The sequence below is a fragment of the Streptomyces sparsus genome (assembly GCF_054776295.1).
Genome location: NZ_BAAHCA010001586.1, coordinates 1 through 667, shown reverse-complemented (window position 1 = coordinate 667; position 667 = coordinate 1). Strand labels below are relative to the sequence as shown.

Here is a 667-nt window from a genome sequence, read left to right as displayed (position 1 = left end):
GGACGCGTGCGGGGCGACGGGTGCGGGGGCGACGGTGCGGGCTCGGGGCCTGCTCGCGCGGGGTCCGGTCAGACGGGTTGGCCAGACGGGGTTCAGACGGGGTCCGGTCAGACGGGGTTCGGTCAGACGGGGGGCTGTAGCAGCGGCCCGGGCGGGGAGTCGGCCACCGCCTCGGCCACCGACGGGTACGTGCGCAGCACGGCGTCGGCCCCGCTCACCCTGAGCAGCCGCCGAACCCCGGCGGACGGCGCGGCGAGCCGCAGATCACCCTCCGCGTGGGCGTGGAGCAGCACGTTCAGCGCGGTCGAGTCGGCGAACGTCACGCCGGACATCTCGGCCACCGTGCAGACACCGTGCTCGCGGTCACCGCCGGCGAGCGCCTCACGCAGTACCTCGACCGTGTCGAGGTCGAGCTCCCCTTCGAGGACCACCACCTCGGCGCCACTCTCGACGTAACGGGCTGCGACGGCGGCGCGGGGACGGCCGGAACCGGCCTGCGGACTCTCCTGCACAGATGACATGGGCTCGATTATGACGGCCCAAGCGCGTGCGGCCCACCCGTTCGGACGGCCAATCCGTGCCGACGACCGGCCGCTTCGCCCCCGCACCGCCGACGGCCGCCCCGGTACCGGTGCCCGGCGGGCGGCTCGCGGCTCCTGGTCGGGCC

General features: G+C 75.4%; 1 protein-coding gene. It reads right to left on the bottom strand.

Features of this window, described 5'->3' with window-relative positions:
• Window positions 1–122: 122 nt before the first annotated feature.
• The gene (locus ACYVE9_RS29755; RefSeq protein WP_461030970.1) at window positions 123–521 is read right to left on the bottom strand and encodes an STAS domain-containing protein; all 399 of its coding nucleotides are present in this window, start codon (window positions 519–521) and stop codon (window positions 123–125) included.
• Window positions 522–667 lie beyond the last annotated feature (146 nt).